Origin of the sequence: Acinetobacter legionensis (genome assembly GCF_048552295.1) — a bacterium.
GTDB lineage: Bacteria > Pseudomonadota > Gammaproteobacteria > Pseudomonadales > Moraxellaceae > Acinetobacter.
Window position 1 is genome coordinate 184,126 of the sequence record NZ_JBIMCW010000004.1, and the last position, 24,481, is coordinate 208,606.

Below are 24,481 nucleotides of genomic sequence, written 5' to 3' on the forward strand. Positions count from 1 at the left end.
TAATTACAAATCCAATTTTATACTATGGGCAATCGGTAAAGCTTTTACAGGCGATTGGTGTGCTGCTCGAACTAAATTCAAATTTAATTTTTCAGCAATCAATTCAGCAATCAAATTGACTCCCGTATGTTGTGTATAGGCAAAACCACCAGCAGGGCGTGGATTGATCTCAAGAATATGCCATTGCAAGCTTTCATCTTGTTTAAATTGGATATTAATTAGTCCATCACATTGAAAATAATCGACTAAATCTATACAAATTTGATGACAAGGATGTGGCAAAAAACACTCTTGAAAATAAACATGTTTTATTCTGGTTACTTGAGTAATGATCTTTCCTTGACTACAAGCAATATCAACTGAACATTCTTGCCCGGCTAAATAAGGCATAATCAGATATTCAACTGGCTCTTCCTGTTGACTATATGCCTCTATAAATTGCTGAGTATTACATTTGGTCGGTGAACTAAAGTTTTTAAAGTACGATACATGATTCTGTAACCGCACAAAACCCGCACCATAAACCCCATAAACAGGCTTAGCACAGATTTCACTATGTTGCTGCTGCAATGTTTCAATGGATGCTTTCAGTGTTTCTGTGGAATTGGCTAATAATGCAGGAATGACAGATAAATTTTGCGCTTCACAATGTAAGGTAAATTGGTATTTATTGTTCATCAACTCATGTTGTTCTGAGCTGAGTGTACCAGTAATCAACTGAATACCGTATTGTTCAAATTGGGTTCTATGCGGTTCAATATGTTGACTGTGTTTACCACAAAAGAGCAGTTGGATATTATGTTCAATACATTGTTCTAATAACCATTCAGCACTCTTTGAAATAGCAGGTTGCTGTAGATAAACATCAGCACTCAATGCAAGTTCGGGACGGTTACGGCTGTGAGAACAAAATATAGTCAGTTGTTTTGATATACTAGAACTTTTCAGTAATTGAATCATATCATTTTGACAGGAATAACACTCGGCGATCCAAATTTTATATTGCTGTAGCACGGGTAATTTAATCTCAAATTTTTATAAAGAATAACGAAGATTTTAAAGCGACTATCTGATGCGCTGGAAAATATAACAATTCCCCACAGTGATACAATATTTAATTTTAATATTTTGTAAAAGTAATGAAACACAAAGAAAAAAACACTGAAACACTTGAGATTCGGAATTTTTATGGTAAAACATAACATATCTATTTTTTATTTGTTTTTTATAAAGAAAGTTAATTTAAAAACTTTATTTCAATAACGCATGATTTTAAATTCATTTTATCAAAAAGCGATAATATACCTATAAAGTGGAGGGTTTATGCAGCTGGTTGCTGGTGGAAATATTCAAATACCTGCTCAGGATATTGAAATTTGTATAAAAACAGGGTTTTCATCTGACATTGAATTATTAGATGTTACAGCATATTTACTGGCCCAAGGCACGCTTAAAGTGCGTGGTGATCAGGACATGATTTTTTATGGGCAACATCAAACCTCCAATCAAAGTGTGGTTTTGCTAGAATCATCATCTAAGAACCCAAATCTCACCAAATTAAAAATCAATACTGCACGTCTAGATGCACAAATTCAAAAAATCGCTATTTGTGTCACGATCAATGAACCAAATACCATTGGCAATATTATTCCGATTGATATTGAGCTTTATGCAGGGCAACAGCATATTGCGACCGCACATTTAGATACCCAAAATAGAACTGAAAAAGCTTTAATCCTTGCAGAGATTTATTTTCATAACAGCCAATGGAAGTTTCGCTTTGTCGGTCAAGGATTTAATGGTGGATTAAAACCATTGGCTGAAAACTTTGGTGTTGTGATTGCTGATGAAGTGAAAAATACTACACCTACACCTACACCTACACCTACAAACTCAAATATTAATTTATCTAAAATCCGACTGGATAAAAACAATTCAACCATCAACTTAACCAAGAAAGGTAATGGTTTTGGAAAAATATCAGTCAATTTAAACTGGAATAAAAGCCAGCCTAAATCCCAATCATTTTTTCAGAAACTATCGGGATCAAGTGCAATAGATCTAGACCTTGGTGCGATGGTGCAACTTAAAAATGGTGAAATTGATTTAGTACAACCGCTGGGTAATCGTTTTGGGCGTTTTGAAATCAAACCGTTTATTCAGCTTGATGGTGATGATCGTACAGGTTCATCTGTACAAGGTGAAAATCTTCATATTAATGGGAATCAATGGGATCAAATTGAACGCATTGTGATTTATGCTTATATTTATCAGGGTGCTGCACAATGGGCAGCAACGGATGGTATTGTCACCATTAAGATCCCAGACCAACCTGAAATTGAAGTTCATTTGACGGATGGTAATCAATTGACAACATGTTCTATTGTAGAATTAAAGAATAACAATGGCACTATACAAGCTAACCGAGAAGTTCGTTATTTTAAAGATCAAAAATATTTAGATGAACATTATGGTTTTGGGTTCCGATGGACACATGGTTCTAAAAATTAATTGACTGCATGTATTTAAACAATGAATGCACACTGCAATAAAGTAGAGGAAATATAAATGGCAATTTCATTAAACAAAGGTGGCAACTTATCTTTAAGCAAAACTGACCCAAGTTTAAACCAAGTTTTGGTCGGCTTAGGTTGGGATGCGCGTGCAACTGACGGAACAGATTTTGACTTAGATGCTTCGGCATTTTTATTAAGTGAAAACGGTAAAGTCCGTGGTGAACACGATTTCATTTTCTATAACCAAACACGTTCACCTGAAGGTTCTGTTGAACATACAGGTGATAACCGTACCGGTGCGGGCGATGGTGATGATGAAGCAGTCCGCATTAATCTGGCACAAGTACCTGCAGATGTTCAAAAGATTGCAATTACAGTCACCATTCATGAAGGTGAAAGTCGTGGTCAAAATTTTGGTCAAGTTCAAAATGCGTTTATTCGTGTGGTCAATGATCAAAGCAATACTGAAATTGTTCGTTTCGATTTGAATGAAGATTATTCAACAGAAACTGCCATGATTTTTGGTGAATTATATCGCCACAATGGTGAATGGAAGTTTAGAGCTGTAGGACAAGGTTATGCTGGCGGTTTAAGCGCAATGTGCCAACAGTTCGGTATAAGCATCTAATATAAGAGTTCAATGGATGAAACATTTTCGCTTTTCGATTCTTTTTACCATCATTTGTCTAGCAATTTCTGCGTATTGGGGTTTTACACATGGTCCCCAAGCCGGCCTAATGACCATGTTCAAGGCATTGGCAATTACTGCCATTCTTGCAGTGATGGAAGTTTCTTTATCGTTTGATAATGCTGTAGTAAATGCTTCGGTACTCAAACACTGGAATCATTTCTGGCGAACCTTATTTTTAACAGTCGGTATTGTTATCGCTGTATTTGGTATGCGTTTAATCTTTCCATTACTCATTGTTGGCGTCACTGCAGACATGGGCATGATAGAGGTTGCAAAACTTGCGCTGAACGATCCAAAAACCTACTCTGAAAAGCTCATGGCACACCATGCTGAAATTGCAGCGTTCGGTGGTATGTTCTTGCTCTTAGTTTTTCTTAACTTTTTATTTGATGATGAAAAAGATGAGCATTGGTTCCATTGGTTGGAGTCAAAACTCGCTGATCTAGGCAATATTCAAGCGATTTCAGTGTTTATTTCATTATGTGCATTATTGGTTATGGCTAATTTTGTACCTGAAACTTCTCGTCTGGTTGTAACGATGGCAGGGATTTGGGGAATTGTGGTTTATGTTGGTGTTCAGGTGATTGGACACTTACTTGAAGGCGGTTCACATGATGATGAGGAAGAAGCATCAGAACAAACGACTTCAAATAATGGTGCACCTGTAACGGGCACAATCATTAAAGGCGGTATCGGTGGCTTCTTGTATCTTGAAGTACTTGATGCGTCTTTTAGTTTCGATGGTGTAATCGGCGCTTTTGCAATTACCAGTGATGTGGTAATTATTATGCTTGGCCTTGCTATAGGTGCGATCTTCGTGCGTTCTATGACCGTTTACCTTGTAGAAAAAGGTACGCTTGATGCTTATGTTTACTTAGAACATGGCGCGCATTATGCGATTGGTGCACTTGCATTCATCATGCTTGCAAGTGGGACTGGCTTACATGTACCTGAAGTCGTGACAGGTTTGATTGGTGTCGCATTTATTGTTTGGGCAGTAATTTCATCAATTTCATATAGTAAAAAACAATCTCTTGAAACAACTGAAAAAGGAAATTAAAAATGGCTATTAATTTATCAAAAGGCGGTAACATCAACCTGTCTAAAACAGCGCCTACAATGAATAAAGTAGACTTAGGTTTAGGCTGGAATCCTCGTGTTACAGATGGTAAAGCTTTTGATTTGGATGCTGTTGCTTTTCTAACTGGTGAAAATGGCAAAGTCCGTTTAGATGGCGACTTCATCTTCTTTAACCAAAAAACATCTCCTTGTGGTTCTGTGAACCATAACGGTGATAACCGTACAGGTGACGGTGATGGTGATGACGAAACAATTTCAGTTGATTTATCTAAAGTTCCAGCTGATGTGGCTAAAATTGTATTTGCTGTAACCATTCATGAAGGCCAACAGAATGGTCAAAACTTCGGTATGGTAGATAAAGCATATATCCGTGTAATTAATCAGGATAACAATGCTGAAGAACTTGCACGTTTTGACTTGTCTGAAGACGGCAGTACAGAAGTTGCCATGATTTTTGGTGAGTTATACCGTCATAGTGGCGAGTGGAAATTCAAAGCAGTTGGCCAAGGCTTTAACGGTGGCTTAGGCGCTTTGGCTGCAAGTTATGGTGTTGCAGTTTAATTTTTAAAATCAGTACTAAAAGATTTATCTTTTAGTACTTGAAAGTGATTCGGTTTAAATTGGTTTACTTATGAACACAGTAAAAATTATTTTCAAGTACTAAATAGAGAACAACAATGCAATTCATCACTGGACAAAAACTGGCTCTGCACCAATTGTTGCAGAATAATACACAGTTTAAAGTACGTGTACAGGTTCAAGCACCTTTTGAAATCGATATTTCTAGCTTTGGTATTGCGCCAAACGATAAACTTTTCCATGATGATTATATGACCTTCTATAATCAACCACAAACACCGAAAGGCGAAGTTCAATATCTGCTTCGTGGCAACATCCATAGTTTTACCTTTGATTTAAAAAAGATAGATACAACACGAACGCCACGTTTTGTGATCTGTGCAACCTTAGCCAATGAGCAGTCTCAAATCCACAATATACAATCGATTCAGGTCGAGTTATGTAATCAAGACGAACAGATTCTTGCGACTTATCGTTTAAATGGTTCTAATTTTAGCCAAGAAAAAGCTGTGATGCTGACTGAGATTTACTTTAAAAGTGATACTTGGCGTATCGCTGCAATTGGTCAAGGTTTTAATGGTGGCTTACAGGCTTTGGTTGAACACTTTGGGGGAGAGGTTGAAGAAAGTGTTACAGTTGCACCCCCAACAGCAAACCCATCGATCAGTAATGCAGCGGTTACAATTGATCTAAAAAAGAAAGTGGTACTAGATAAAATTCAAGACGCCGCTCCACATTTAGTGGATATTACGAAAAAGTCTTTAATCAGCTTAGAAAAAAATAATTTGCTTGATGTAAAAGCCCGAGTAGCTTTAGTCCTTGATTATTCAGGTTCAATGCACCAACAATATATTAAAGGTGATGTTCAAAAAGTCCTCGATCGAATTATGCCTTTGGCAGTCAATTTTGATGATGATGGTAGTTTTGAATGTTGGGCTTTTGCAGAAAAATCATTGCGTTTAAGTGATGTAACCTTGAACAACTTACAAAATTTTGTCAATACAGATCAAGGCGGTCATCCAAAGTGGAAAGCTGGTGCACGTTATAATAATGAACCTGTTGTACTTGAAGCTGTGATTAAATATTTTACCCAAGAAAATCCATCTCATTTACCTGTTTACGTAGTATTTGTTTCAGATGGTGGGGTCAATGAAAGTAAAAAGATTAAAAATATCCTTAAAAGCGCATCTAGTTTCCCTATTTTTTGGCAATTCGTGGGTATTGGCGGTCGTAACTACGGTGTGTTGGAACAACTCGATACGATGGAAGGGCGAGTGGTGGATAATTGCAATTTTTTTGAAATGAGTAATATTCAAAGTATGCCTGAAGCACAACTGTATGATGCACTGCTTCAAGAATTTCCACTGTGGTTAAAAGAAGCGAAAAATAAAAACATTATTCGATAAAGAGAGGGCAATCGATGGCTAAATTTGAACTTGTAGGCAGTCCAGAACCATTTCTGTTGGTTGATTTGGTACAGGGAGAAAAAATATTTTGTGAATCTGATGCAATGGTCATGATTGAGCAGAATCTAGAATTAGCTGGGAACTTACGCGGCGGTTTATTTCAGTCATTTATGCGTAGATTTACTACAGGTGAATCGCTGTTTCAGCAAGAAATCAAAGCATCATTGGGTCATGGACAGTGTTTACTTTCTCCAAACATAGATGGTGATATGCAAATTCTTAACATAGGTCCTCAGCAATACACTTTATCTGATGGTGCTTTTGTTGCAGCAACAGAACATGTCAATGTCAAAGCCAAGATTCAAGCAAATTTAGGTGGTGGATTCTTTGGTGATACAGGGGGCTTTGTGGTGATGGAATCATCAGGACAAGGTCAATTGTGTATTTCTGGTTGTGGCACTTTGATGGAAGTCGATGTAAGCACTCAGAACGGCGAAACCACCATTGATAATGGTCATGTTGTGGCATGGGATTCATCTTTAAGTTACAACATTGGTATGCCGAGTTCACAAAACCGCGGAATTGTTGGAAATCTTTTAAACAGTTTTACCAGTGGTGAAGGTATGGTGCTTAAGTTTAGGGGCAATGGCAAAGTCATTATTTGTTCCCGAAATCGCAAGAGCTACCTCACCTGGTTATCTTCAGCTTTAAATTTAAATAGAAACAATTAAATCTATGAGGGAAACACATGAGTATTAGTTTAGTAAAAGGTCAAAAAATCTCTTTAGAAAAAGGTGATGGCTCATCTTTGACCAAAATTTATCTTGGTGCAGGTTGGGATGTGGCTAAGAGTGGCGGATTTTTAGGTGGTCTTTTTGGGGGCGGCGGTGGTGATTCAATCGACCTTGATGCATCTGTCATTATTTTTGATGAAAACAACCAACCGCTCGATGCAGTATGGTTTGGACAATTAAAAAGTAAGGATGGCAGTATTTGGCATTCAGGTGATAACCGTACGGGTGCTGGTGATGGCGATGATGAAGTGATCCATGTTGATCTAACTAAAATCCCTCCTCAAGTTAAAGCACTGGTTTTTACAATCAGCAGTTTCCGTGGTCAAACTTTTGAAAAAGTTGAAAATGCTTTTTGTCGTTTAGTTGACTCGAATACCAATACTGAAATCGCAAAATACAACCTTTCAGCAAAAGGCAATTATACTGCCTTGATTATCGCTAAAGTCTATCGCCACAATGGCGCATGGAAAATGTCTGCGATTGGCGATACCTGTAATGGTAAGACCATTCATGACATGCTTCCTTCGATCATTCCAGTGCTATAAGGGTAGCCATAAAAAAATTTTAATCAACAAAGCCATTCTTAGGAATGGCTTTTACTTAAAGTATTTTCAATCTTTCCATTCTAAAGTTATCAATTCTGTAAAATAATTCTATAATAGCAACCATTATTACTGACCTCAGTTGGGGTTGGTTCGTTTTTAAGTCAATTTCTTCTCCGTGATTCGGCTTATTTTTCAATATTTAAATTTTATGTGTTTATGTTTACACGTAAGAATATTTAGGTGCCCACATGGAAATCAAAGTCAATTATCTCGATAATCTTCGACAAGAAGCCAAGTTCGATGACTTTACAGTAATTGCTGATCAACCCATTCGCTATAAAGGTGATGGTTCTGCGCCGGGTCCTTTCGATTATTTCCTTGCCTCATCTGCTTTGTGTGCCGCTTACTTTGTGAAAGTGTATTGTGCAGCTCGTGATATCCCGACCGATAATATTCGGCTATCTCAAAACAATATTGTAGATCCTGAAAATCGTTATAAACAAATTTTTAAAATTCAGGTTGAACTTCCTGCAGATATTTCAGATAAAGATCGTCAAGGTATTTTACGTTCGATTGACCGTTGTACCGTTAAAAAAGTCATCCAAACTGGTCCTGAGTTTGTTATCGAAGAAGTTGAGAGTATTGATGCAGATGCACAAGCGTTGCTCATGCCTAACTTGGCACAAGAAAGCTTAACTTTTATTGAAGGTAAAGATCTGCCTTTAGAGGAAACCATTGCCAATATGTCTGAGATTTTGGCAGGATTGGGAATGAAAATTGAAATTGCATCATGGCGAAATATTGTCCCAAATGTGTGGTCATTACATATTCGTGATGCTCAATCTCCAATGTGTTTTACCAATGGTAAAGGCTCGACCAAAGAAAGCGCTTTGGCTTCTGCATTGGGAGAATTTATTGAGCGTTTAAACTGTAATTTCTTCTATAACGACCAGTTTTGGGGTGAAGAAATTGCTAATGCTGAATTTGTACATTATCCAGATGAAAGATGGTTTAAACCTGGACCAAATGGAGAACTACCTAAACAAATATTGGATGAATATACATTAGAGGTATATAACCCAGACAATGAATTGTTAGGTACACATTTATATGATACCAACTCAGGCAATACTGAGCGTGGTATTTGTTCATTACCTTTTGTACGACAATCTGATCAAGAAATTGTATATTTTCCATCAAATTTGATTGAAAATTTATACCTAAGTAATGGTATGAGTGCAGGAAATACTTTAGCTGAAGCTCAAGTACAGTGTTTATCTGAAATTTTTGAACGTGCGGTTAAACGTGAGATTTTAGAGGGAGAAATTGCACTTCCAGATGTGCCTGAGGAAGTTTTAGCAAAATACCCCCGTATCGTTGAAGGCATTAAAGGCTTAGAAGAACAGGGCTTCCCAGTATTGGTTAAAGATGCATCATTGGGTGGTGAGTTTCCTGTGATGTGCGTTACGCTGATGAACCCACGTACAGGTGGTGTATTTGCATCATTTGGCGCACACCCTAAGCTTGAAGTTGCTTTAGAACGCAGTTTGACCGAGTTGTTACAAGGCCGTAGTTTTGAAGGTTTAAATGATTTACCAAAACCGACCTTTAGCAGTAATGCTGTGACAGAACCAAACAATTTTGTTGAGCATTTTATCGATTCCAGTGGTGTCGTGTCTTGGCGTTTCTTTAGTGCAAAATCAGATCATGACTTTGTCGAATGGGATTTTAGCCATGCAGGTGAAAATGCCAATGCTGAAGAAGCTAAAACGATGCTCAACATTCTTGAAGAAATGGGTAAAGAAGTTTATATGGCTGTCTATGAGCATTTAGACGCGACAGCTTGTCGAATCATCGTTCCTGATTATTCTGAGATTTATTTGGTTGAAGACTTAATTTGGGACAACACCAACAAAGCATTGTTATTCCGTGAAGATATCTTAAATATTCATCGTTTGGAAGATGATCAGCTTGAAGCTTTAGTTGAGCGTCTTGAAGAAGTTGAAGTGGATGATTACACCGATATCGTAACATTAATTGGTATTGAGTTTGATGATAATACTGTATGGGGACAATTGACGATCCTTGAATTAAAATTGTTGATTTATCTTGCGTTACAACAGTTTGAAGAGGCAAAAGATTTAGTTGAACAGTTCCTTCAATACAACACCAATACCGTAGAACGTGGTCTGTTCTATCAGTGTATGAATGTGATGCTTGAAGTTGAACTAGACGACGACATGGATTTAGATGATTATGAAGTCAATTTCCGTCGTATGTTTGGTGATGAAAGAATGGATGCAGTCATTGGCTCTTTAGATGGTAGTATGCGTTTTTATGGCTTGACTGAAACAAGTATGAAGCTTGAAGGGCTTGATCGTCATTTAAGACTTATTGACAGTTATAAGAAGTTACATAAAGCACGAGCAAAAGCTGTTGGCTTAGCAAGTTAAAAATTTTTTACAACAAAAGCTAAAACCCAAGATTCGTCTTGGGTTTTTATTTTAAAAATAAATTAATAATTCAAATTAAATTGCCATATAAATACTTCGTTCTAAAACGACAACAATCCAGTAAGTTTGAGACATACTAAAATTTATGTTAAGTTTTTCTTATTAGTAAAGGGGCATAATAATAAATGTTGAACAATATTTTTACACGCTTAGATAAGTTTGGCTTGGGAACTGAAAACCGTTCAATTCATGTCCAGCTTTTAAATTTTCAACTCAATTCCCACATCATGTTGCAGCGTATTGATGGCTATCATGGTGTCAACGATGGCTTATCAGCAGAACTCATTTGCCTGTCATCAAACCCATTCATAGAATTAAAACAATTCATTGGTTGTCAAGTGGCAGTGGATCAAGTTATAGATTCAGGCAATTTATTCAGAACCACTGGCATCATTACGGGCGCTAGCCAAGGACAGTCAGATGGCGCTTTGAGTCTTTATCGTCTAACCATGCAAGATGCTACCAGTCTATGGCATAAAAGACTGAATAGCCGTGTGTTTATGGATAAAAGCGTTGTAGAAATTTGTGAAATAATTTTCAAGGAATGGCAGCTTAAGAGTAGTTTATTTGCTTCAAGCTTAAAGCTGGATACAAGTGGTTTAACCAAAGATTATGATGTACGTCCATTTTCAATGCAATCAAATGAAAGTGATTACTCCTATTTAACTCGATTAATGCGTGAGGAATCAATTAATTGGCTGGTTGATGAATCAAATTATTTGGTTTCTAACAGTAGCCAAAACGTTGAACCACAAAAGTTACGCTTGGTCGATAGTAATTTTCAATTTAAAGCCAGTGAACGTAGGACTATTCGTTATCATCGTTCAAATGCAACGGAACAGTCCGACAGTATCACCAGCTTTATCGCAAATAGACAATTACAATCGACAGCGATCCATGTACAACGTTGGCAAGCGGACAGTTTAACTCAGCAAGATGGTAGCGGTTCAGTCCTCAGTTCACATAAGCATAGTGCTCAACGTGATAATGAAAGCTTAAGCCTAGAACAAGCTTGGAGTATATCTCCTGCATGGATTCGTGATCTTAAGGGCGAAGACCAAGCGACAATGTCTGGAAATAGCCAACTTGATAAACTGAATAATCAACTGAATCTGCATCAAGCTTTGCAAGCAAAATACTTTACAGCACATAGTAGTGTCCGAGATACCCAGGTTGGCTATTGGTTTCAGTTGGCGGATCATCCAGAACTAGAGAAAAATCATAGTGGCAGTGATAAGGAGTTCTTAATAATTAGTAAACATTTTTATAATCAAAATAATTTTCCCAAAGATATTCAAAACCAAATTGAAAAACTCTTAATTTTGAGTCATTGGCAAAGTAGTAAAGATAGTGAACAAGAGCGTCAAGCCAATTTACTCACTTTAGTTCGTCGTAATATTGAGCTTGTTCCAAAATACGATCCGTTGCAGCATCGCCCGATTGCCCATGTACAACGCGCTAAAGTAGTCAGTGATGGCGAAGAAATTTATGTTGATGAATGGGGAAGGATTAAAGTTCGCTTCCTATTTACGCGAACTGAAGATCATACCCATGATGGTGGTGCAGGGTCGAATGATACAGATACTGATTCAGCATGGGTGGATGTGCTTACATCTTGGGCTGGTGCAGGCTACGGTGTAAGATTCTTGCCTCGTAAAGATGAGATTGTCGCGGTTGATTTTTTTGATGGTAATCTTGATCGTCCATTTGTTACAGGACGAATTCATGAAGGACATCGAAGTCCAACCATGTTTGATAATAAAGGTAAACTGCCTGAGACCAAAAAGCTTAGTGGTATCCGATCAAAAGAAGTGGCAGGTGAAGGCTTTGGCCAGCTTAGATTTGATGATACTACCGCGCAAATCAGTACGCAGTTACAGTCGAGTCATGGTGCGAGCCAATTGAATTTGGGAAATTTAAGTCATCCTAAAGAAACCTCAGTAAGTGAAGGTCGTGGTGAAGGGTTTGAGTTAAGGACGGATGATTGGGGGGCAATACGTGCGCCTAAAGGGATATTGATTACAACTGAAATCGCAGGTCATGCCTCAGGAAACCAACTTGAGCGTAGTAAGCTTCAACAGAATATCGAAAAATTCTTAGGAACTAATAAGGCTATTCAAGATGCAGCTAAAGACCACCAAACCATTGAGCCTGAACTTGAATTACAAGAAGCCGTAAAAACAGATCTTCCAAATTGGAATGAATCAGATTCAACCCCTTTCATTGCAATCGATGCCAAGGATTCACTTATTTTTGATGCAGATAAAGGAATTATTGCTCAAGCCAAGCAAAATATTGATATAAGCTCAGAACAAAACATTCAAGTTTTTTCAGGGCGTGGTTTTCTAGCCAATGTTTTAGACAAAATTTCACTCTTCGCCAAAGCAGCCGGTATCAAGATCAAAGCTGGACAAGGTCCAGTCGAAATTGAGTCGCAAGCAAGCACCATGAAAATCGCCTCACAAGAACTGATGCACGTTTATGCAGTTAACGATTTTGTTAAAGTCGAAAGTGGTAAAGGCATAATGATCTCATCTGGTGGTGGTTTTATCAAAATTGAAGATGGCAATATCGATATCGTTTGCCCTGGGTTGCTTTCTTTAAAAGCAGGGCAAATTAAAACCATGTCAGGCGCTACGATAAGCTCTGATTTAGCCGCGATGCCAAAACTTCAAATGGATTATGGTGAACACTTTGTATTGCGTAATAAAGCGGATAAAGCTATATCGAATATGAAATATAAAATAAAAACAGAAGATGGAAAAACCATTGAGGGTGTTACAGATACTGAAGGTAGAACCGAGAAAATAACCTCACTGGCTATGACAAAAGCCGTTATTTCATTATTAGGATATGTTGATGAATAAACTATTTTCTTCTTTATTACTCACCGCTTGCATGATCACGACAAGTTGCGTATTTGCACAATCAACAATAAAAAATACTGGAAATAATATGATCAATTTAGAAAAAACTAAAACTTACTGTATTGGGCGTTATGTGGTGGATATTCCTGCTGAGGCTAATCCATTAGAACGTTATGATAAATATGATTCTTTTACTATTAAGGTTCAAACTAAAGCAACACGTCAAGATTTTGATGAAGCAGTTCAAAAATGGAGAAATGATTATTCCAAAGGTAATCGAAAAATTTTTGAAGACCCACAAGAACAAGTATTCGATGGTCGACTGACTAAGATTTTTAAAGGGAAATTAGAGGATGACAAAAGACTTCCTTTTATAGTAGCTGCCTTTGTATGGGATAAAAATACTTTATTTTTAATAGAGGGAATGCATAGTGATACACCACAGTTGACAGCCGAAAGTAATGAAGCGATTCATAATTTAGTGAAAAACTTACGCTATCGTAATGAACATGAGATTCCTAAGGAAGCAGGACAATGTATTTACCAAGGCTTTATCAAAGATCAAACCAAACAGTACCGCTATAGTATCCAAAAGCTTGGTTTTAGATTTAAGGACTATCCAACAGTAGTGTTACGTTTTGAGGCAGAAACAAATGATGAATATGTCTTACCAATGATTCCACGGATAGAAAAAAAGTTTAAAGAGGTCGGGCAAAGCCAGCGTCAAATTGATAAAGGCAATATTCGTAAAGGTGAAAAAAATACTGGACATTTAACGGGACAAGAATGGATTTCAGTAGAAAAAATGAAAGGGAAAAATGGCATTAGTGCCTTATGGGAACATACAGGCAGTGCCAATAATAACCAAGATCCATTGATTAGTTTTGAGGTAGATACGGCACGTTCTTCACCTCTTACACAGAGCAGTAGCCTAGAACAATATGACGCCTTAAAACTATATGAATCGATTCTAAAAACCATTCGTAAATTCGGAGAATAATAATGTCAAATAATGTCCATCGTCATGAAGCCTATGAAATACTTTACGAATCTGGAAGTGTATCTTATGTTTCATATACCACACCAGATAGTGTTAATTCCGAGTGTGTAATTCCTGCACCTGTCAAATATGTCGTACCGATTATTTTTATTCCAGGGATTATGGGGTCAAATATTAAAGATACCGCTGATGATAAAGAGGTTTGGTATCCCAGAATATCACTGTCTACAATTATTGAATACAGTAAACGAGATGCACGAGAACGACAGATTGCCCTGAACCCAGCAACAACTCAGGTTGGGTACGATGGCGATGTAAAAATAAGTAAAAAAGTAATTCCGCATATGACCAAAGACTTGGCTTTGGAACGCGGTTGGGGTTCAGTGATTACCATGGGTTATGCAAATTTACTGATTTATTTGGAGAGTAATTTAAATCAACCCTTCAAGAAATTAAAAGATCAAGAGAAGGATAAGTTTAATGGTACCGCTGAATGGGAAAAAATTGTCCAACCCGGCAATACAGACACGGAAAAAATACTTAAAAATTGGTCGTCGCAAAAAACTGTTGAATTATTAGGTCTAGAACAGCATGAGGAATTGGCAGATTATGCTTTTCCAGTGTTTGCCTGTGGCTATAACTGGTTACAAAGTAATATGAAGTCAGCAGATCATGTCGCAGACCGACTGAATAATCAAGTTATGGCGCAAGTTAAAAAAGAATTTCCTACAGCAAAATTTAAAAAATTTATTATCGTTAGCCACTCTATGGGTGGCTTAGTGACTCGCGCCTTGATCCAAAATGCTAAGGTTAAAGATAAGATTGCTGGTGTGATACATGGTGCGATGCCTGCCAGTGGTGCGCCAGCAGTATATCAACGCCTCACTGTAGGCTGGGATGGTTGGAAAGCCTCAACAGGACTTTTCAAAAGTGCTGTGGCTTGGGCAACCAAATTTATGTTTGGGAATACTTCCGAACGTCTCACCGCAACATTGGCAAATGCGCCCGGTGGCTTAGAGTTATTACCTTTTTCAAATTATTACAATGTTGGGGATTTTCCCAAAAATCCTCAAGCATGGTTGGTCATTAAAGCTAAAACGCCTACAGGTGAAATGACTGCCACATTGCCAAAAAGTAATGATCCTTATAATGATCTCTATAAAAGAAAAGACTGTTGGTGGGCGATGATCAATCCTGATTTTATTGACCCAGCTGGTTTAGTTGCCGAAGCTGTGAAGAAGGATAAATTAGCCAGCATTTTTGATGCTTATATAAATAATATTGTAATAGTTAAAGAATTACATGATCATATAAAAGATACTTATCATGCCAATACTTATGCAAGCTATGGTGCTGACGAAGGGTATAAAGCATTTGGTCAAGTGGTGTGGCGTTGTAAAGAAGAGCTAAATATTAGCAGTGAAAATGAACTGATTGAATTAATGAGCTTATATGGCAAGAAAAATTTAATTGAACTCCCAGATATAAAAGATCGAAGTGATATAAAAGAAGACGATGTAACACGTGTTCAGGGAGATGATGCTGAATTAAGCATAAAAGGTTCGAAAATCCATAATTTATTAGACAATGCCTATAAAAAAGATGGCATAAGGGAAGTCTTGCTAGATGAAAAGTCCAAAATTTCTAAAACCAATAAAGCCACGTTTTATTTAGATATTAAGCCAACCTCAAAGGGAGATGGAACGGTTTGTTATCAGTCAGGACAGGATGTGCGTGCTGATGGTCGTAGTCCAATTGAAACATTTATAATTAATGGCTATGAACATGCGAGTAGTTATGATAATGCGGATGTTCAATTAAATACCATCTACTGTATTGCAAATATAGTGGATATGATCAAGAAATCTTCAGCATCAGAGGGATGTGAGAGTAAAATAAAAAATCTATAAATTTATATGATTTTAAGGACTTTTCGGGTGAATAATAGAAGTTCTAATTCTATAGGAGTTTTATTATTCTCAATGAAGATGAAATTATCAGATAATACTTTTGGAAAAAAATAAATTTAAGATCTAGTATGTATTTTATGAAATGAATAACTTGAACAAAGTTAAATTCGTCCAAAATGCTTAATCCATCAATAAATTTTGATATTTATCAGCTTGTGTTCTTAAAAAATCCCAGACCAATTTAATCCGTGGTTCATGCTGTAAATCAACTAAAGTCAACATCCAAAAAGTATGAATAAAACGAACTTCATCTTGTAACACCTGTTTAAGTTCTGATTTATTTTCTGCCAAAAACTTCGGCAAAATTGCCAATCCAGCACCTGCACTCACAGCAACTTGTTGGGCCAATATACTGCTGCTTCTAAAATTTGCATTGAGCTGTAAGGGTAGACGTTCTAAACAATACAGTTCAGGACTATAAATTAGATCATCAATGTAGTTTACAAACTGATGGTTTTTTAAATCTTCAAGTTTTTTAATCGCTTGAGTGCTTTCTAAATAGCTTTTGCTACCATAAATTTTAAGACAATAATCGGTTAAACGAGTAATGATATAAGGTCCTGACTTAGGACGGTCAATAGAAATCACAATATCAGCTTCGCGATGCGACAGCTTAATCATTTTTGGAACTGGGATAAGATCAATTGTAAGTAAAGGGTATTGTTTAGACAGTTGTGCCAATAGCTGTGCTAAAAATGCTGTTCCAAAACCCTCAGGTGTGCCAATTCGCACATGCCCCTGTAATGGTAAGTTGGGCTTTTCAATTTGCAAAAACGCTTGTTCCATTTGCTCAACACGAGGAACTAACGCTAAGCCCTCCATAGTTAGTTCATAACCTGTGGCTTCTCGTCTAAACAACGGCGTTCCTAAAGACAGCTCGAGCGCTTGTATTCGTCTAGATACAGTACTGTGTTCAACTCCAATAATACGGGCTGCATTGGTTAAAGTCTTGGCACGCGCTAAAACTAAAAAAAACTGTAGGTGATCCCAATCGACTTTCATTGTGTATAACATCCTTGTGCATATTTGCACATTCATTGTGCGTTAATTTCTATTGGTCATCTATATTTTCTTTGTTAGTTTGATTTGAAACAGCACTGATGAAAATACTGCTTTAGGCTATTTTCTAAGAATGTAACAACAAAAAATATTGCCTATGGAGAGGTTATGAACACAATGTCAAATATTCATTCGACGACGGCTAAATTATTAATTCATGGAAAATTTACCGAATCAAATACTACCGAGTGGCAAGACATTCTAAATCCCGCGACCCAAGAGGTACTTGGTCGTGTCCCGATGGCAACTCTAGACGAAGTTGATGCTGCTATTGCTGCTGCACAAGAAGCATTTAAAACTTGGCGTTTCACACCAATTCAAGCTCGTATGCGGATTATGCTGAAACTGCAAGATTTGATTCGTGACAATATGAAAGATATCGCACGTGTCTTGACCGCAGAACAAGGTAAAACTTTAGCTGATGCAGAAGGTGATATTCAACGTGGTTTAGAGGTAGTTGAACATGCTTGCTCGATTGGTACCTTGCAAATGGGTGAATATACTGAAGGTGTAGCTCGTGGTGTAGATACTTATACCTTGCAACAGCCATTGGGGGTATGTGCTGGAATTACCCCATTTAATTTTCCTGCCATGATTCCACTATGGATGTTTCCAATGGCGATCGTTTGCGGTAATACCTTTGTTCTTAAACCGTCTGAACAAGATCCATTATCAACCATGATGCTAGTTGAGTTGGCATTACAAGCTGGTGTACCTGCTGGTGTACTCAATGTAGTACATGGTGGCAAACAAGTGGTTGATCGTCTATGTACGCATCCAGACATTAAAGCCATTTCATTTGTAGGTTCAACAGCAGTAGGAACGCATGTCTATAACTTAGCAGGTCAGCATGGTAAACGTGTGCAATCGATGATGGGAGCAAAAAACCATGTTGTGGTAATGCCAGATGCCAATAAAGAACAAACGTTAAATGCTTTAGTCGGCGCTGCTTTTGGTGCAGCTGGACAACGTTGCATGGCATTGTCAGTTGCTGTCATGGTCGGTGAAACTAAACACTGGGTGGATGAGTTGGTTGAAAAAGCCAAAACACTCAAAGTGAATGCAGGGCATGAACCGCAAACAGATATTGGTCCTGTGATCTCTCCACGTGCAAAAGCTCGTGTTATAGATTTGATTAATAGTGGTATTGAACAAGGTGCACAACTCTTACTTGATGGTCGAGACGTGCAAGTACATGGCTATGAAAAGGGCAATTTTGTTGGTGCAACCATATTCAACCAAGTCACTACCGATATGCGTATCTATACTGAAGAAATTTTTGGCCCTGTTTTAGCCATTATTCATGTTGATACGCTTGAACAAGCCATTGAATTGGTTAATGCCAACCCATTTGGGAATGGTGTAGGATTGTTTACTCAAAGTGGTGCAACAGCACGTACTTTCCAAAGCACCATTGATATTGGTCAAGTGGGCATTAATATTCCAATTCCCGTGCCGGTTCCATTCTTTAGCTTTACAGGGTCAAGAGGTTCAAAATTAGGGGACTTAGGACCTTATGGTAAACAAGCAGTACAGTTCTATACTCAAACCAAAACCATTACCAGTCGTTGGTTCGAAGACACACAAGAAAAAGGTGAAGTGAATACCACCATCAGCTTGCGTTAATACAGGAGTTCAAGGATGAATATTGCATTTATTGGTTTAGGTAATATGGGCGGTAAAATGGCCCATAATTTACTCAAATCAGGCTTGACAGTTTATGGCTTTGATTTAAGTGATATTGCAATCACACATTTCACCGAAGCAGGTGGAATCGCCTGTGATAGTCCGCAGGCAGCAGCAGAAAATGCAGATGTCGTAATCACCATGCTGCCAGCAGCAAAGCATGTTAAAGAAGTGTATTTGGGGGAAAATGGGGTACTTACTGTCCTTAAACAAGGTAGCTTATGTATTGACAGTAGTACCATTGATCCGCAAACCATTAAAGACATTGCTGCAATTGGTATAGATCAAGGGATTCAAATTTGCGATGCACCTGTTTCAGGTGGCACGATCGGCGCTCAAGCAGGTACACTGACCTTTATGGTGGGAACTGATGATAAAGCCTTTGAACAAGTAAAATCTGTGCTTGCACCCATGGGCAAGAACATCGTGCACTGTGGTGAAGTGGGTGCAGGGCAAATTGCTAAAATTTGTAATAATCTCATTTTAGGCATTTCAATGGCCGCAGTGGCTGAAGGCATGGCGCTAGGGGCTAAACTCGGTATCGATGCACAGGCGTTGGCAGGTGTAATCAATAGTTCCAGCGGTCGTTGCTGGAGCTCGGAAGTGTGCAACCCGTGGCCGGGTATTTCAGCCAATGCGCCCGCTGGACGCGGTTATAGTGATGGATTTGCCTCTCAACTGATGCTTAAAGATTTGGGTTTGGCTGTAGAAGCCGCAGGTCAAGTCAAACAACCTTTGCTTTTAGGCGGTTTGGTACAGCAGCTTTATCAGCAATTGTGTATGCAAGGCAATGCTCAACTCGACTTCTCAAGCATCATTCAGCAATATTTGCCTAAAGAAGCTTCATCATCAGTCGAAGCATAGTTAATTTCACCACCAATGGGTGGTGAAAAATCCATAGATTCACTCGTGTCATGAATAACAATAAATCCAGGCCGGAGTATATAATATGTTGAATTATCAGGATGTTGCTAAAAAATTTGATTTAGATAGTGTTGTTAAAGAAATGCTCTCAGGTTCAGTTGATCAATTGAATGCCTGTTATGAATGCTGTGACCGACATGCGGAAGCAGATCATGAAAAAGTTGCGCTATATTGGCAAGGTAAAGATGGTCGTAAAGAACAATATACCTTTACTCAACTGAAAAAATGGTCGAGTCAGTTTGCCAATTTTTTAAAGTCACAGGGTATTCAAGCTGGTGATCGTATTTCGGGTTTATTACCAAGAACTCCCGAATTATTGGTGGTGATTCTAGCTGCTTGGCGAATTGGTGCAGTCTATCAACCGCTGTTTACTGCATTTGGGCCAAAGGCGATTGAACATCGAGTTCAGCTGGCAAAAAGTAAATTAGTCGTGACTGATATCGGCAATCGTAGCAAACTGGATGAAGTTGCACAGTGTCCACAAATTATGACCGTCGCTGATCAACATGGTCATGGTGTACAACAAGGCGATTTAGATTTTTGGAAAGAACTCAATCAACACGCTGAGCACTGTGATCTAGTCATGCAAAGCATTCAGGATCCATTTTTACTGATGTTTACCTCAGGCACCACTGGACCTGCAAAACCTTTAGAAGTTCCACTCAAAGCATTAATTGCTTTTGGTAACTATATGAAAGATGCGATCGGCTTACGCGCAGATGATGCATTTTGGAATATTGCTGATCCAGGTTGGGCGTATGGACTTTATTACGGTATCACAGGACCTTTGTTGTTAGGTCATGCCACTTTGTTTTATGAAGGTGGTTTTAGCATAGACAGTTTATGTCAAATTATTGATGATTATAAAATTACCAATTTGGCAGGTGCACCTACAGCATATCGGATGATGATGGCCGCAGATTCCACTCAAATGGCACAACTAAAGGGTAAATTCCGTGTTGTGAGCAGTGCAGGAGAACCTTTAAATCCAGAAGTTTTTCGTTGGTTTAAACAAGTGCTTGATGCACCTATTTTTGATCATTATGGACAGACTGAGGTGGGCATGGTGGTGTGCAACCATCATGGTTTAAACCATGACGTCCGTGCTGGTGCTGCTGGTTTTGCCAGTCCAGGTTATCGTGTCGCTGTGGTGGATGATCAAGGGAATGAGTTGCCTGCCGATACCGCTGGAATTTTAGCGGTAGATATCAGTCAATCACCGATGATGTGGTTTGGTGGCTATAAAGAAAGTCGTAAATCACCGTTTATCAAAAATTATTATTTGACCGGTGATACTGCTGAATTACATACAGATGGGAGTATGAGCTTTGTTGGACGTAGTGATGATGTGATTACCACCTCTGGATATCGTATTGGACCTTTTGATGTAGAAAGTGCATTACTTGAACATGAAGCAGTGATTGAAGCCGCTGTTGTTGGAGTACCAGATCCAGAGCGAACGGAAATCGTTAAAGCTTTTGTGATTTTGGCAGAAAATAAAATACCATCTGAGGAATTGGCTGAACAACTTGGACAATTTGTCAAAAAACGTCTGTCAGCCCATGCTTATCCAAGACAAGTAGAATTTGTCAATGAACTGCCAAAAACACCAAGTGGCAAAATTCAACGCTTTTTACTGCGTAATCAAGAGATTGCTAAACAACAATTAAACGCATAAAGCTGGTGAGTAGAGTCCTATATAGAGCAATCTTGCCGAATGTAGGACGTTTAATGATGCTAAGGAATCTGAAATGCAATTTACTGAAGAACAATTATTGATTCAGGACATGGCGAAAAGCTTTGCCAAAAAACAAATTAAACCGAATGCAGCAGAATGGGATAAACATAGTATTTTCCCAAAAGAGACCTTGTCACAAATGGGGCAATTAGGTTTTATGGGGATGCTGATTTCAGAGCAATGGGGTGGTTCAGATACCGGCAACTTAGCCTATGTCCTTGCACTTGAAGAAATTGCGGCGGCCGATGGCGCAACCTCCACCATTATGAGTGTACATAACTCAGTCGGTTGTGTTCCGATTGCTAAATTTGGTAGTGAAGAACAAAAACAAAAATATTTATTACCTTTGGCGCAAGGTGAAATGATTGGTGCTTTTGCATTGACCGAACCGCATACAGGCTCTGATGCAGCAGCGCTGAAAACCCGAGCTGTCAAAGATGGTGAGGACTGGATTATTAACGGTGCAAAACAATTTATTACTTCAGGAAATAATGCTGGTGCAATTATTGTATTTGCAGTCACCGATCCAAATGCTGGTAAAAAAGGTATCAGTGCCTTTATTGTGCCACGGGAAACTGCGGGCTATGAAGTGATTCGGACTGAAGAAAAACTGGGATTGCATGCTTCAGATACCTGCCAAATTGCATTGACTGATGTGCGTGTACACAAAAGCTTAATGTTAGGTCAAGAAGGTGAAGGGCTTAAAATAGCACTGTCTAATCTTGAAGGCGGTCGTATTGGTATTGCTGCGCAAGCAGTGGGTTTGGCACGTGCTGCCTTAGAAGAAGCCAGCAAATATGCCAAAGAACGGATTACTTTTGGAAAACCGATTTTTGAACATCAGGCAATCGCTTTTCGTTTGGCCAGTATGGCAACAGAAATCGAAGCAGCTCGTCAATTGGTTCATCATGCCGCACGATTGAAAGAAGCAGGCAAGCCCTGTCTTAATGAAGCCTCAATGGCAAAATTATTTGCCTCAGAAATGGCAGAGCGTGTGTGTTCAGCAGCTTTACAGGTCTTCGGCGGCTATGGTTATTTAAAAGATTTTCCAATTGAACGGATTTATCGTGATGCCCGTATTTGCCAAATCTATGAAGGCACTAGTGACATCCAGCGCTTGGTGATTGCGCGAAGTTTATAAATAGATTCAATCGCTGTGTATCAGATGATGGGATAAAATAGATAAGGAAATGAATATGCAATTTGAAACAATTTTACTGGAAAAACATAAAGGCGTAGGCTTGATTAGACTCAATCGTCCAAAGGCTTTAAACGCATTAAATTCAAAATTAATTCAAGAAGTGAATTTAGCTTTAGATGATTTAGAAAAAGATCAGAAGATTGGTTGCATGGTTCTGGCTGGTTCAGAGAAAGCCTTTGCAGCAGGGGCAGATATTAAAGAAATGGCGGGATTGAACTTTCCGAATATTTATTTTGATGATTTTTTCAATCTAGCAGATCGTATTGCACAACGCCGTAAACCTTTAATCGCTGCTGTCAGTGGCTATGCTTTGGGTGGCGGTTGTGAGTTGGCATTGATGTGTGACTTTATTTATTGTGCAGACAATGCCAAGTTTGGCTTACCTGAAGTCACTTTAGGCGTGATTCCAGGTATTGGTGGTACCCAACGTTTAACTCTTGCCATAGGTAAAGCCAAAGCGATGGAAATGTGTTTAACCGCACGACAAATGGGGGCAATTGAGGCAGAACTGAGTGGTTTAGTTGCCGGCGTGTTTAGCCCTGAAGATCTTTTAACCCAGACTTTAAGTACAGCTGAAAAAATTGCTGAAAAATCATTGGTGGCGACCATGATGATCAAAGAATCAATTAATCGTGCCTTTGAAGTGAGTTTGGCGGAAGGTTTACGTTTTGAACGACGAACCTTTCATTCAATTTTTGCTACTTTGGATCAAAAAGAAGGCATGCAAGCCTTTGTTGATAAACGCCAAGCCAACTTTAAAAATCAATAACAGGATGAAGATGGGATGAATACTGAAAATCATTTAATCGTCGAACAGCACGCTGCTTTGGGGGTGATTACCTTAGATCGAGTGTCCAGCCTGAATGCACTGACTCTGGATATGATCAATGGTATCCGTACACAAGTTGAAACTTGGCAAGATGACGTTGGCATTCAAGCGATATTGATCAAATCTAATAGTCCAAAAGCATTTTGTGCAGGCGGTGATATTCGCTATCTTTATGATTGTTATCAAAATGGTACAGATGGACATAAAGAGTATTTTAATGCTGAATATGACATGTTGAATAGCATTCGCGCGTCTAAAAAACCTGTTGTGGTATTGTTAGATGGCTATGTATTAGGCGGCGGTTTTGGTCTGGCACAAGCCTGTCATATTATTGTCAGCAGTGAAAAATCACGTTTTGCCATGCCTGAAACGGCGATTGGTTTCTTTCCTGATGTTGCCGCAACCCATTTCTTGTCGCGTTTAGATGATATTGGGGTTTATCTGGCAACCACAGGCGATCAGATCAGCAGCAGTGATGCCTTGTATTTAGATTTGATTGATTATCATGTTCCTAGCCAACAATTTAATGCTTTATTCGATGCCCTGAGTCAATCAAGCAACTTAAGCAAAGATAAGATCGAACAGATAATTTCTAAATTTATTACCCGACCTGTAGCAAGTGAACTCAGTACATCCGTTGAAAACATTCGGAAGCATTTTGGCTTTGAAAATTTGCAAGATATTGAAAAAAGTCTTGAAAATGAAAAAGATCAACAGCATAAAGCTTGGGCAAGTAAAGTCCTAAGCACTTTGCAACAACGTTCTTGGCTGGCGAAAAAGACCAGTTTAAGACTGCAATACTTAGGACGGGGATTGTCATTACAACAATGTATGCAACTTGAACGAAATTTACAGGATATCTGGTTTGAACATGGCGATATTCTTGAAGGTGTCCGCGCATTAATTATTGACAAAGATAAACAGCCAAAATGGCAGCAACAGAATGCAACGCTAGATAAAATATTGGCTGAATTAGGTTAGTCTTTTTAATGCGTATATCAGTTCTGTTTTTAAAAACATTCAGATACTTTTAAAGGTAACAAAAAAAGGAAATCATGTGATTTCCTTTTTTCACGATGATCA

Annotated in this window: 19 protein-coding genes; 17 read left to right on the top strand and 2 right to left on the bottom strand. The window is 38.4% G+C overall.

Annotated elements, in window-relative coordinates; genetic code table 11:
- Positions 1-3: 3 nt before the first annotated feature.
- Complete coding sequence (locus ACG916_RS05225; RefSeq protein ID WP_419368153.1) at positions 4-960, bottom strand: ATP-grasp domain-containing protein; 957 nt, start codon at positions 958-960, stop codon at positions 4-6.
- Positions 961-1,323: 363 nt separating this feature from the next.
- On the opposite strand from ACG916_RS05225, the gene ACG916_RS05230 reads away from it, so the two are divergent.
- The 11 genes from ACG916_RS05230 to ACG916_RS05280 all read left to right on the top strand — a co-directional run bounded on the left by ACG916_RS05230 (position 1,324) and on the right by ACG916_RS05280 (position 15,901).
- On the top strand, positions 1,324-2,511 hold the full coding sequence (locus tag ACG916_RS05230; RefSeq protein WP_419330369.1) for a TerD family protein: 1,188 nt from the start codon (positions 1,324-1,326) through the stop codon (positions 2,509-2,511).
- Positions 2,512-2,568: 57 nt separating this feature from the next.
- Positions 2,569-3,144 (top strand): TerD family protein, encoded by a 576-nt coding sequence (locus ACG916_RS05235; RefSeq protein ID WP_004720366.1) that lies wholly within the window; start codon positions 2,569-2,571, stop codon positions 3,142-3,144.
- A gap of 16 nt (positions 3,145-3,160) precedes the next feature.
- The gene (locus tag ACG916_RS05240; protein ID WP_336951077.1) at positions 3,161-4,267 is read left to right on the top strand and encodes a DUF475 domain-containing protein; all 1,107 of its coding nucleotides are present in this window, start codon (positions 3,161-3,163) and stop codon (positions 4,265-4,267) included.
- A gap of 2 nt (positions 4,268-4,269) precedes the next feature.
- Positions 4,270-4,848: a TerD family protein gene (locus tag ACG916_RS05245; protein ID WP_336951078.1), complete on the top strand. Its 579-nt coding sequence runs from the start codon at positions 4,270-4,272 to the stop codon at positions 4,846-4,848.
- 116 nt (positions 4,849-4,964) lie between these two features.
- Positions 4,965-6,272 carry a vWA domain-containing protein gene (locus ACG916_RS05250; RefSeq protein ID WP_419327216.1) on the top strand — a complete coding sequence of 436 codons (1,308 nt, stop codon included), beginning with the start codon at positions 4,965-4,967 and terminating at the stop codon, positions 6,270-6,272.
- A 14-nt stretch (positions 6,273-6,286) separates the two neighbouring features.
- The gene (locus ACG916_RS05255) at positions 6,287-7,003 is read left to right on the top strand and encodes a TIGR00266 family protein (protein ID WP_336951080.1); all 717 of its coding nucleotides are present in this window, start codon (positions 6,287-6,289) and stop codon (positions 7,001-7,003) included.
- 17 nt (positions 7,004-7,020) lie between these two features.
- A complete protein-coding gene (locus ACG916_RS05260) occupies positions 7,021-7,611 on the top strand; it encodes a TerD family protein (protein ID WP_004720371.1) in 591 nt (196 codons plus the stop codon).
- A gap of 248 nt (positions 7,612-7,859) precedes the next feature.
- Positions 7,860-10,064 carry an OsmC domain/YcaO domain-containing protein gene (locus ACG916_RS05265; protein ID WP_419327215.1) on the top strand — a complete coding sequence of 735 codons (2,205 nt, stop codon included), beginning with the start codon at positions 7,860-7,862 and terminating at the stop codon, positions 10,062-10,064.
- A gap of 185 nt (positions 10,065-10,249) precedes the next feature.
- The gene (locus ACG916_RS05270; protein ID WP_419327214.1) at positions 10,250-12,991 is read left to right on the top strand and encodes a type VI secretion system Vgr family protein; all 2,742 of its coding nucleotides are present in this window, start codon (positions 10,250-10,252) and stop codon (positions 12,989-12,991) included.
- Positions 12,984-13,991, top strand: a complete 1,008-nt coding sequence (locus ACG916_RS05275) for a T6SS immunity protein Tli4 family protein (protein ID WP_419327213.1) — start codon at positions 12,984-12,986, stop codon at positions 13,989-13,991. Before ACG916_RS05270 ends, ACG916_RS05275 begins: the two co-directional genes overlap by 8 nt.
- Positions 13,992-13,993: 2 nt before the next feature.
- A complete protein-coding gene (locus tag ACG916_RS05280) occupies positions 13,994-15,901 on the top strand; it encodes a Tle4 family T6SS lipase effector (protein WP_419327212.1) in 1,908 nt (635 codons plus the stop codon).
- A 180-nt stretch (positions 15,902-16,081) separates the two neighbouring features.
- On the opposite strand, the gene ACG916_RS05285 is transcribed toward ACG916_RS05280, so the two are convergent.
- Positions 16,082-16,963 (bottom strand): LysR family transcriptional regulator, encoded by an 882-nt coding sequence (locus ACG916_RS05285; protein WP_336951087.1) that lies wholly within the window; start codon positions 16,961-16,963, stop codon positions 16,082-16,084.
- Between the two features lie 165 nt (positions 16,964-17,128).
- Here ACG916_RS05285 and ACG916_RS05290 point away from each other — a divergent pair, with 165 nt between their 5' ends.
- The 6 genes from ACG916_RS05290 to ACG916_RS05315 all read left to right on the top strand — a co-directional run bounded on the left by ACG916_RS05290 (position 17,129) and on the right by ACG916_RS05315 (position 24,379).
- A complete protein-coding gene (locus ACG916_RS05290; RefSeq protein WP_419327211.1) occupies positions 17,129-18,646 on the top strand; it encodes a CoA-acylating methylmalonate-semialdehyde dehydrogenase in 1,518 nt (505 codons plus the stop codon).
- Positions 18,647-18,661: 15 nt separating this feature from the next.
- Positions 18,662-19,570, top strand: a complete 909-nt coding sequence (gene mmsB / locus ACG916_RS05295) for a 3-hydroxyisobutyrate dehydrogenase (protein WP_419327210.1) — start codon at positions 18,662-18,664, stop codon at positions 19,568-19,570.
- 85 nt (positions 19,571-19,655) lie between these two features.
- Positions 19,656-21,308: an AMP-binding protein gene (locus ACG916_RS05300; protein ID WP_419327209.1), complete on the top strand. Its 1,653-nt coding sequence runs from the start codon at positions 19,656-19,658 to the stop codon at positions 21,306-21,308.
- 73 nt (positions 21,309-21,381) lie between these two features.
- Entirely contained in the window at positions 21,382-22,509 is a 1,128-nt protein-coding gene (locus tag ACG916_RS05305) for an acyl-CoA dehydrogenase family protein (RefSeq protein WP_419327208.1), read from the top strand.
- A 55-nt stretch (positions 22,510-22,564) separates the two neighbouring features.
- Entirely contained in the window at positions 22,565-23,338 is a 774-nt protein-coding gene (locus tag ACG916_RS05310; protein ID WP_419327207.1) for an enoyl-CoA hydratase, read from the top strand.
- A gap of 15 nt (positions 23,339-23,353) precedes the next feature.
- Positions 23,354-24,379 carry an enoyl-CoA hydratase/isomerase family protein gene (locus ACG916_RS05315; RefSeq protein ID WP_419327206.1) on the top strand — a complete coding sequence of 342 codons (1,026 nt, stop codon included), beginning with the start codon at positions 23,354-23,356 and terminating at the stop codon, positions 24,377-24,379.
- The last annotated feature ends 102 nt before the right edge of the window (positions 24,380-24,481 follow it).